Genomic DNA, 10,492 nt, shown 5'->3' on the forward strand with positions numbered 1-10,492 from the left:
CCGCGACCCCGACCACCGTGCCGAGACCGAACTGGTCGTGGGTGACCCGGTCGCCGACGGACAGCGCGACCACCGGCTTGTCCCCCGCCCGGCGCGTGGCGAAGCCGGAGCCGCCCGCCGCCGAGGAACGCGATCGCGAGGACGACAGCGAAGCCGCCACTCCCGCCGCGGGACCGGACGCGAAACCGCCGCCTCCCGCCGAACCGCCCTTGCGCCGCCAGTCGAGATGGGTCTCCGGGATCTCCTCCAGGAACCGCGACGGCGGGTTGTACGACGGCTGCCCCCAGGCGCTGCGCAGCGCCGCCCGGGTCAGGTACAGCCGCTCACGGGCACGGGTGATGCCGACGTAGGCCAGCCGGCGCTCCTCCTCGAGCTCCTTGACCTGGCCCAGCGCCCGCATGTGGGGGAAGACGCCGTCCTCCATGCCGGTCAGGAAGACCACCGGGAACTCCAGGCCCTTGGCGGTGTGCAGCGTCATCAGCGTGATGACGCCGTTGCCGTCCTCCTCGTCGGGGATCTGGTCGGAGTCGGCGACCAGCGCGACCCGCTCCAGGAAGTCCGCGAGCGAGGCGGTCTCGCCTTCCTCGACGCCCTCCGCCTGCGCATTCTCCTGCTCGAACTCCAGGGCCACCGCGGCGAGCTCCTGGAGGTTCTCGATCCGCGTCTCGTCCTGCGGATCGGTGGACGCCTGCAGCTCGGCGAGGTAGCCGGTCCGCTCCAGCACGGCCTCCAGGACCGTGGCCGGACCGGCGCCGGACTCCACGACGGTGCGCAGCTCCTCCATCAGCGTGTTGAAGCGCCTGACCGCGTTGGTCGACCGCGCCGCCATGCCGTACGCCTCGTCGACGCGCAGCAGCGCCTGCGGGAAGCTGATCCGCTCCCGCCGCGCCAGCGCCTCGATCATCGCCTCGGCACGGTCACCGATGCCGCGCTTGGGCACGTTGAGGATGCGGCGCAGCGGCACCGCGTCCTCCGGGTTGGCGAGCACCCGCAGGTACGAGAGGACGTCCCGGACCTCCTTGCGCTCGTAGAAGCGCACGCCGCCGACGACCTTGTACGGCAGGCCGACGCGGATGAAGATCTCCTCGAACACACGGGACTGCGCGTTGGTCCGGTAGAAGACCGCGACGTCACCGGGCTTGGCGTCGCCCGCGTCGGTGAGGCGGTCTATCTCCTCGGCGACGAACTGCGCCTCGTCGTGCTCGTTGTCGGCGACGAAGCCGGTGATCCGTGCGCCCGAGCCGGCGTTGGTCCACAGGTTCTTGGGACGGCGCGACTCGTTGCGCTCGATGACCGCGTTGGCGGCGCTGAGGATGGTCTGCGTGGAGCGGTAGTTCTGCTCCAGCAGGATCGTCGTGGCGTCCGGGTAGTCCTCCTCGAAGTCGAGGATGTTCCGGATGGTCGCGCCGCGGAACGCGTAGATCGACTGGTCCGCGTCACCCACCACGCACAGCTCGGCCGGGGGCACGTCCTCCGGGCCGGGCGGCACGTCCTCGTCGAGCATCTCCGAGGCGCCGCCGACCAGCTCGCGCACCAGCGCGTACTGGGCGTGGTTGGTGTCCTGGTACTCGTCGACCAGGACGTGCCGGAAGCGGCGGCGGTAGTGCTCGGCCACGTCCGGGAACGCGCGGAACAGGTTGACCGTCGTCATGATCAGGTCGTCGAAGTCCAGAGCGTTCGCCTCGCGCAGGCGGGACTGGTACATCGCGTAGGCCTGGGCGAGGGTCTTCTCGAAGCCGTCGGCGGCCTGGGCGGCGAAGTCCTCGTCGTCGATCAGCTCGTTCTTCAGGTTCGAGATCTTGGCGCTGAACGACTTCGGCGGGAAGCGCTTCGGGTCCAGGTCCAGGTCACGGCAGACCAGGGCCATCAGCCGCTTGCTGTCGGCGGCGTCGTAGATCGAGAACGACGAGGTGAAGCCGAGGCGCTTGCTCTCCCGGCGCAGGATGCGCACGCAGGCGCTGTGGAACGTCATGACCCACATCGCCGAGGCGCGCGGACCCACCAGCTGCTCGACGCGCTCCTTCATCTCGCCGGCGGCCTTGTTGGTGAAGGTGATCGCCAGGATCTGCCCGGGGTGCACGCCGCGCTCGGCGAGCAGGTAGGCGATGCGGTGGGTGAGCACCCGGGTCTTGCCGGAGCCCGCTCCGGCCACGATGAGCAGCGGGGAGCCGGCGTGCGTCACGGCGTCCCGCTGGTTCTCGTTCAGCCCCTCCAGCAGGGCCGCGCCGCTGAGCGCCGGGCGGGGGGCGCCGTCGCGGTAGTGCGCGTCCCTCGCCGGCGGCACGTCGAAGCGGCCTGCGAACAGGTCGTCCGGGATCGGCTCCGGAGCGTGTTCGTCGTGCTCGTCGTCCGGCGGCGGGGGCACCTCGTCGTGGGCCGGAGGTGCCTGGAGGCTCGCCAGGTAGCTTTCGTCAAAGAGGCTGCTCATCGCCCTCCGAGTCTAGGACCCCCCGCCGACACCCGTGGCCTCTGTCCGAAACCGGTGCCGCCCGGTGCGGGCCGCGTGGGCGGGCGGGTGAGCCGCGGGCGGGCGAGGCGTTCTCCGCACACCGGTAGAATTGGGCGGACAGACCCACACCCTGACGCCGGAAGGCCCCCCGTGTCATCAGCGCCCACCGCTGCGTCCGCCGCCCCCGACACCGTCCTGGTCGTCGACTTCGGTGCGCAGTACGCCCAGCTCATCGCCCGCCGCGTCCGTGAGGCCCGGGTCTACAGCGAGATCGTTCCGGGCACCACGCCGGTCGACGAGATCCTCGCGAAGAATCCGGCGGCGATCATCCTGTCCGGCGGCCCGTCGTCCGTGTACGAGCCCGGCGCGCCGTCCATGGACCCCGCCCTGTTCGAGGCCGGCGTTCCCGTCTTCGGCATGTGCTACGGCTTCCAGCTGATGGCGCAGAGCCTGGGTGGCCAGGTCGACAACACCGGCGCCCGCGAGTACGGCCGCACCCAGCTCCACGTGAGCCGCTCCGGTTCCACCCTCTTCGAGGGCACCCCGGACGAGCAGCCCGTGTGGATGTCGCACGGTGACGCCTGCTCCGCCGCCCCCGAGGGCTTCGAGGTGACGGCCTCCACCGACGTGGTCCCGGTCGCCGCCTTCGAGAACGACGAGAAGAAGCTGTACGGCGTGCAGTACCACCCCGAGGTGATGCACTCCACGTTCGGCCAGCAGATCCTCGAGCACTTCCTCTACCGGGGCGCGGGCATCAGCCCGGACTGGACCACCGGCAACGTCATCGACGAGCAGGTCGCCACCATCCGCGAGATGGTCGGCAACAAGCGCGCCATCTGCGGCCTGTCCGGCGGTGTGGACTCCGCGGTCGCCGCGGCGCTGGTCCAGAAGGCCATCGGCAAGCAGCTGACCTGCGTGTACGTCGACCACGGCCTGATGCGCAAGGGCGAGACCGAGCAGGTCGAGAAGGACTTCGTCGCCGCCACCGGCGTGGAGCTCAAGGTCGTCGACGCCGAGGAGCGCTTCCTCGACGCGCTGAAGGGCGTCAGCGACCCCGAGGAGAAGCGCAAGATCATCGGGCGCGAGTTCATCCGCGTCTTCGAGCAGGCACAGGCCGAGATCGTCGCCGAGGCCCCGGGCGACCAGCCCGTGGAGTTCCTGGTCCAGGGCACCCTGTACCCGGACGTCGTCGAGTCCGGCGGCGGCACCGGCACGGCCAACATCAAGTCCCACCACAACGTGGGCGGCCTGCCGGAGGACCTCGAGTTCAAGCTGATCGAGCCGCTGCGCCAGCTGTTCAAGGACGAGGTCCGGATGGTCGGCCAGGAGCTCGGCCTGCCGGAGGAGATCGTCCAGCGCCAGCCCTTCCCGGGCCCCGGCCTCGGCATCCGCATCGTCGGCGAGGTCACCAAGGAGCGCCTGGACCTGCTGCGCGAGGCCGACGCCATCGCCCGCGAGGAGCTCACCGCGGCCGGCCAGGACAGCCTGATCTGGCAGTGCCCGGTGGTCCTGCTCGCGGACGTCCGCAGCGTCGGCGTCCAGGGCGACGGCCGCACCTACGGCCACCCGATCGTGCTGCGCCCGGTCTCCTCCGAGGACGCCATGACGGCCGACTGGTCGCGGCTGCCCTACGAGGTGCTGGAGAAGATCTCCACCCGCATCACCAACGAGGTGCGTGACGTCAACCGCGTCGTGCTGGACGTCACGTCCAAGCCGCCGGGCACCATCGAGTGGGAGTGACCTCTCCCGCCACCGCGTGACGACGGGGCGCCGTCCGGACAGCCGGACGGCGCCCCGTCGTCGTGGTCACGTGTCGGCGGTCACGTCCGGCGCACGCTGCGGAGCGGCTCGCCCGGCTTCCAGGTCTGCACGACCATGTACTCGTCGTTCTCCACGGACACCCGCACCACCTCCGTGAGGTCGACGCGGAACAGGTGGAAGGCGTCCGGGTCGGGCGGGGAGACCTCGCCGACGTACCGGCTGCGGGCCTCACCGTCCTCGACCGGGACCGCACGGCCGGCGACCCGAACGTCGCCGCCGCCCATCCCCACGCCCGGACCCGGGTTGGCCTGCAGGTTGAAGCGCGGGTCGCGCAGCAGGTCCCGGGCCTTCAGCGAGCCCGGCATCATGCCGAGCCAGAGGTCGCCGTCCAGGAAGCGCACCTCGATGCCGGTGGTGCGGGGTGACCCGTCACTGCGGAGGGTGGCGAGGACGTGGTGGGTGAAGTCGCCGAACCGCTTCTCGACCACCTCGGCGAGTTCGGGTTCGGCCAGGGAGAACGCTGCCCAGTCGGTGATGCTCGTCATGGCCGTCAGTCTGCCCTCCACCCCGAAGCCGCTCGGCACGCTCCGCGAGAAACCGGGCCGTCCGTCCTCCGCCAGGACTGGTACGCAGCCGGCGGCCGTCAGCCGACGGGAGAGCACCCGGCGGTGCAGACGGTTGTACGCGATCCCCCCGTACACCGGCAGCAGCACGAGGAGAGCCATCGCCCCCAGGAACAGGTACTCCCCCGTCAGCACTGCCGGCAGGAGGACCACCGCGCTGGACACCCAGCCGACGAGGTGCGCACGGCGCGCAGGAAGCCGGGTCAGCGTCTCGAACCTGACGTGGGCCCGGATCAGGTCCAACTGGCCCTCGGCCTCGGGCCGGTCGGGCAACCGGCCGGGCCTCATCCCCGGGAACATCCCTCCGAAAGCGGGTGGAAGGGTCGCCATGGTGGCCGCGGCACGACGCCTACCGTCGGGCGAGGGGTCCCGGTCCAGGACGAGGACGACCGTGTGCTCGATGAACCGGCGCTCCACCCGCAGGTGGGAGTAGCGGTATCCGTAGCACTCGGCGATGTGCACCAGCACGGCGGCCGACTTCTGCGGGTGGGCGGCGGAATCACGGATCACCACCGTGGACGCTCCCGCGGCGACCTGCCGCATGAGGTCGACGAGACGGGGGTCGTGCAGGGCGTTCACCAGCAGCTCCGAACAAGTCGAAAATCTTGTGTCCTACCCGAGACCCGCAGCCCCCCGGGACGGTTGTGCAGGAAGAGGCCGAAGCGTGGGCCTCTGGTTCCCCCGCATGCCCGCGCCGACGTGGGCCCCGGGGACCGGACGGGGCGGGCGGTACGGCACAATTCCCCTACTCGGCAGCGGAGTTGCCGTAGGGACGATCGGGTGCGGGAAGGCGGACACGGCGTGGCGGTGCAGGAGGCGAGGCAGGGCGCCGACGCGGCGAAGGACGCCCACGGGGGCGGCTGCACGTGCGGGGACTGCCCGCACGGGGCGCGTGCGGGGCATCGGAAGGCCGTGGCGGCCTTCCTCCACCAGCGGGACGAGTTCGCCGCAGGGAAGGGGTTGCCGGCCGCGGTCGCCCATTCGGCCTCCGCCTCCCGGCAGTGGGTCTCCGACGAGCTCACCCAGTCCGCGGCCGAAGTGGCCGAGCGGAGCCGGTCCGAGGGGCAGGCGTGGCTTGCCCGGCTGTGGCGGACCACGCTGTACGCGGTGTGGGGCGCGGCGGTGGTGTTGCTGCTGGTCCAGGCACTCACGGCGATCGGCGCCGGCTGGACCTCGGCGCGCACGGCCGGACTGCTGGCCGCGCTGCTGACGGGCACCGCACTTTCCGCGGCTTCCTGGTTCCACCGGGACAAGGGCGGGGTGCTCGCCCCGGTGATCGGCGAGGACAACCGCCTGTCCACCTCCCGGGCGGTGGCCGCCGCGTGGGTGCTGTTCACCGCCTTCGCCGTGCTCACGCTGGCCGGTCAGCTGGCCGCCGCCTCCGGGCACCGCAGGCGCGACGAGCTGATCGCCGGTCTGGAACTGGCCCGGGGCGCGGGTGTGGTGACGGTGCTGGCCGTGGTCTGTGCCATCGCGGTGCTGGTCCGGCGGGTGGTGAGCCTGCGGGTGCAGGGGCAGCGGCTCCAGAAGGTCCGCGCCCACCGGCCCCGTGCCGCCGACCTGCTGACCGACGACTCCGGCCGGGGCAGCTTCGCCGACATCCAGTACGTGGTGATCTCCGCCGTGGCGCTGGTCTTCGGCCTGGTCCGGCTGGCCCGGCGCCCCGAGCAGCTGCCCGACCTGCCGTGGGGGCTGGCCGTGGTGGTGCTGGTGTCGGCGGCGACGTACCTGGCGGGCAAGTACGCGGAGGGCGGGCGCGCGGTCGTCCTCTCCGTGGTGCGGGCGCGCGAGGCAGGTGACCTGGACGGTCCGATCCGCACCGGCGACGACATCGAGATCCGTGGCGCGGGCTTCGTCCCGCCGGGGGCGCAGAGCGCGGACCGGCTGTCGCGGATGGTCGTCCGGATAGGAGCGGTCAACGTCCACGTGCCGCTGGTCCCGGTCGCGGGCGGCTTCAGCAACCCGTCCGACACGGTGCTGACCGTCCCGGTGCCGGCCGACGTGGAACCCGGCCGGGTCGAGGTCCAGGTCGTGACGGCCGCGGGGCTGGAGACCAACAAGGTGGTCGTCGACATCACCGAGTGACACCGCCCGGCGAACCGTGCGCGGGCTCCGCGTGGGCGCACGGCGCGTGGCGCGGGCGGCGCACGGCGCGGGCGGCGCCTGATGCGGGCGGCGCGCTGGCGGTGACCGCACGCCGCATGCCCGTCACACAACGCCACGCTCACCCCAAGGTCACGAAAACGTATCGGGCATATCGAACACCGTCCTTCACAGGGACCCCACAGGTTGGCTAACGTGCCCGCGGGCCGTCCGATCCCGACCGGCGAACCTCGCAGGTCCGTGCGGCCCCCGCCGAGTCCGGCCGCGCGCCGGAGCCGGGGACCCGCACGCACCACCTGGGGTGAATCGGTTCGGCCGCCCCGCCGGACCGTAGGGCAATCCTTCCGGACGTCACGCCCGAACCCGACAGCTAACCCGGTAGGCGGGAGACGGAAGGAGTCGCCGCCTTGGCGTCGCACCGAAAGCCCCGCCCGGCCGGCCTGCTCGCGGGCATACGCACCCCCGCGCTGGCGACCGTCGCCCTCACCTCCGTGGCCCTGCTCGCCCAGACCGCACAGGCCGCGCCGTCCGACCGCCCCGGCCTCGAAGAGGTGCAGGAGAAGGTCGACCGCCTCTACCGCCAGGCCGAGGCCGCCACCGAGAAGTACAACTCGGCCAAGGAACAGAGCGAGAAGCAGCGCAAGGACCTCGACAAGCTGCTCGACGAGGTCGCCGAGCGCACCGAGGAACTGAACGAGGCCCGCGAGAAGCTCGGTTCGTACGCCGCCGCCCAGTACCGCTCCGGCACGGCCCTCCCCGACACCGCCACCTTCCTCCTCTCCGACGCGCCCCAGGACTACTTCGACCAGGCCCAGCTGATGGACCGCCTGACCGGTCGCCAGCAGGACGCTGTCGAGGAGTACGTGGAGAGACAGGCGGACACCGCCGAGAAGCGGCAGGAGGCCACCGAGAGCCTGAAGACGCTCAACTCCTCCGAGAAGAAGCTGCGCACCAGCAAGGCGACCGTCCAGGCGAAGCTCACCGACGCCCGTGAACTCCTGGCCGAGCTGACCGCCGAGGAGAAGGCGCGGCTCGCCGAGATCGAGCGGAAGAAGGAGGAGGAGGCGCGCCGGAAGGCGGAGGAGCTGGCCGAGCAGCAGGCGGCCGAGGAGAAGGCCCGCGAGGAGGCGCTCGCCGAGCAGGAGGCCGAGGAGACCGCCGGCGGCAGCGGCTCGGGTACCGGCTCCGGCGGCACCACGGAGGCTTCCACCTCACTGGGGCAGAAGGCGGTCACCTTCGCCGAGGCGAAGATCGGCCTGCCGTACGTCTGGGGCGCGACCGGACCGGACTCCTACGACTGCTCCGGCCTCACCCAGGCCGCCTGGAAGTCCGCCGGCGTGGACCTGCCGCGCACCACCTACGACCAGGTGAACGCCGGAACCGCCGTCCCCGTCTCCGAGGCCCGGCCCGGCGACCTGGTCTTCTTCTACGACGACGTCACCCACGTGGGCCTCTACATCGGCGGGGGCATGATGATCCACGCCCCCAAGCCCGGCACGTACGTGCGCGAGGAGTCGATCTACTACGACGGCGAGGGCTCCATCCACAGCATCGTCCGCCCCGCCTGACCGGACGGACATACGCGGACGGCCGAGGCTGAAGGCCGAACGCTGACGTACCGCGCGGACGGCCCGCACGCTCGATGCGTGCGGGCCGTCCGTGTACCTGCGTCACCGGCTCACCGGCGCCGGATCACGTCCACAGCACCGCGATGAAGATGTTCACCATGGTCAGCGCACCCACCAGGGCGAACTGCCCCTTGTCCACCCGCTCTTCGTCCCGCTTCACGTAGACCAGGCCGAGGATCACGATCAGCAGCAGCAGCTTGATGCCGATCTTGATGTGGTTGACCGAGCCGCCCTGGGCCTCGTTGAGGCCGACCAGCACGATGCCGGTGACCAGCATGGTGAGGGCGCCGTGCAGCATGCCCGGGGTGAAGCGGGCGGTGCCCTGACCGATGGCCTTCATCTGGTGGAAGAAGCCGCCGAGGAGCGCGGCGATTCCGATGATGTGAAGACCGACGAAGATGTGCAGGAGAACGTCCATGGCGGGGAGCCTAGCCACCGCCGTCGAGGGCTCCGGCGGCGGGCCGCTCGTAGCACCCCGCCCGTCACATCCGCCCCATAAGTATGCATTCGGTCATCCCGCCCCACGGTTCCACCAAGATCGAACCTGCGCCTTTCACCCTCGCACTCCATCGTGACTCTTTGCATTCATCTGCGTACAAACCGTTACCGGATGGTGACGAACCGGATTAGCGTCCTCCTCCAGGTGCCCGACTCCCCCTCCGTCGTCCTGACCGGGACGGCGTCGGACACCTCATCGAAGGCTCCGGCGGCGGCCCGCCTCCCCTGTGCGGGTCGCCGCCGGATGCGCGACCGTCCCGCCCGGGACGGGACGTACGGAAGGACATGGACTCGACGTGGCAGCGCACCGCAAACCCCCACAGCACAAGCGGAGCGGCAGCAGGGCCCGCACCCTGCTCACCGCGGTTCTCGCGGGTGCGGCCGCGTCGGCAGGACTGGACGGCGTCGGACACGCAGCGCCGAAGCCGACCCCGGAGCAGGTGCGCGAGGAGGTCGACCGGCTCTACCGGGAGGCCGAGGCGGCCACCGAGAAGTACAACGGCGCGAAGGAGCGGACCCAGGCCGCCGAACGCCGGGTCGACAAGCTGCAGGACGAGGCGGCCCGCCGCACCGAGGACCTCAACGCCGCCCGCGAGTCACTGGGATCGGCAGCCGCCGCTCAGTACCGCTCGGGCAACGGCCTCGGCCCCGCGATGCAACTGGCGCTCTCCTCGGACCCGGACCGCTTCCTGCGGGACGCCGGAATGGCCGAGCGAGCCGGAGCCCTCCAGGCCACCGAGATCGCCTCCGTCTCCCGGCAGATCCGCGAGCTGGACGAGGTGCGTGAGGAGGCCCGGACCGAACTGGAGAAGCTGCAGGACCAGCAGGAGCGGGCGGAACGCCACAAGAAGACCGTCACCACCAAGCTGACCAAGGCCCGCCGTCTGCTCTCCCAGCTCACCGCCGAGGAGCGCCGGCGCCTGGCCGCCCGGACCGGCGGCGGCACCGCCGAAGGCCCGTCCCGGCAGCACGGGAACGGCAAGGGGAACGGCCATGGAAATGGCTCCGCGGCCACCGGCCTGCAGACCTCGGGCGGTTCGGGCGGCCGGATCGCGGCGCCCAACTCGCGCACTGCGGCGGCCATCGCCTACGCCCAGCGCAAGCTCGGCAGCCCGTACGTCTGGGGCGCCACCGGCCCCAACGCCTTCGACTGCTCGGGGCTCGTCCAGGCCGCCTACCGCTCCGCCGGCATCTCGATCCCGCGCACCACGTACGCGCAGATCGGCGCCGGACAGCGCGTCTCCCGGTCCCAGCTCCGCCCCGGCGACCTGGTGTTCTTCTATCCGGGCGTCACGCACGTGGGCATGTACATCGGCAACGGCAAGATGATCCACGCCCCGAACCCCTCGGCCCCGGTGCGCATCGCCCCGGTCGACGAGATGCCGTTCGCCGGAGCGACCCGGGTGGTGTGAGCCCGGGTGACGCGGGGC

The 10,492-nt window shown here is 71.5% G+C and carries 7 protein-coding genes and 1 riboswitch; of the genes, 4 read left to right on the forward strand and 3 right to left on the reverse strand.

The window, feature by feature from the left end:
- On the reverse strand, positions 1 to 2,428 hold a 2,428-nt coding region (pcrA, locus tag ACOV8S_RS16865; protein ID WP_448318621.1), incomplete at its 3' end, for a DNA helicase PcrA.
- 171 nt (positions 2,429 to 2,599) lie between these two features.
- Between pcrA and guaA the strand changes: the two genes are divergently transcribed.
- A complete protein-coding gene (guaA, locus tag ACOV8S_RS16870) occupies positions 2,600 to 4,189 on the forward strand; it encodes a glutamine-hydrolyzing GMP synthase (protein ID WP_448318622.1) in 1,590 nt (529 codons plus the stop codon).
- A gap of 80 nt (positions 4,190 to 4,269) precedes the next feature.
- Here guaA and ACOV8S_RS16875 read toward each other — a convergent pair whose 3' ends face one another.
- The gene (locus ACOV8S_RS16875) at positions 4,270 to 4,755 is read right to left on the reverse strand and encodes a pyridoxamine 5'-phosphate oxidase family protein (protein ID WP_448318893.1); all 486 of its coding nucleotides are present in this window, start codon (positions 4,753 to 4,755) and stop codon (positions 4,270 to 4,272) included.
- A gap of 879 nt (positions 4,756 to 5,634) precedes the next feature.
- Between ACOV8S_RS16875 and ACOV8S_RS16880 the strand changes: the two genes are divergently transcribed.
- The gene (locus ACOV8S_RS16880; protein WP_448318623.1) at positions 5,635 to 6,918 is read left to right on the forward strand and encodes a hypothetical protein; all 1,284 of its coding nucleotides are present in this window, start codon (positions 5,635 to 5,637) and stop codon (positions 6,916 to 6,918) included.
- Between the two features lie 258 nt (positions 6,919 to 7,176).
- Positions 7,177 to 7,336: riboswitch (cyclic di-AMP (ydaO/yuaA leader) on the forward strand.
- A gap of 7 nt (positions 7,337 to 7,343) precedes the next feature.
- Positions 7,344 to 8,504 (forward strand): NlpC/P60 family protein, encoded by a 1,161-nt coding sequence (locus tag ACOV8S_RS16885; RefSeq protein WP_448318624.1) that lies wholly within the window; start codon positions 7,344 to 7,346, stop codon positions 8,502 to 8,504.
- A gap of 124 nt (positions 8,505 to 8,628) precedes the next feature.
- On the opposite strand, the gene ACOV8S_RS16890 is transcribed toward ACOV8S_RS16885, so the two are convergent.
- Positions 8,629 to 8,982, reverse strand: a complete 354-nt coding sequence (locus ACOV8S_RS16890; protein WP_382554825.1) for a hypothetical protein — start codon at positions 8,980 to 8,982, stop codon at positions 8,629 to 8,631.
- A gap of 376 nt (positions 8,983 to 9,358) precedes the next feature.
- Here ACOV8S_RS16890 and ACOV8S_RS16895 point away from each other — a divergent pair, with 376 nt between their 5' ends.
- Positions 9,359 to 10,474 carry an NlpC/P60 family protein gene (locus ACOV8S_RS16895; protein WP_448318625.1) on the forward strand — a complete coding sequence of 372 codons (1,116 nt, stop codon included), beginning with the start codon at positions 9,359 to 9,361 and terminating at the stop codon, positions 10,472 to 10,474.
- The last annotated feature ends 18 nt before the right edge of the window (positions 10,475 to 10,492 follow it).

The organism is Streptomyces sp. CO7, from assembly GCF_053474865.1.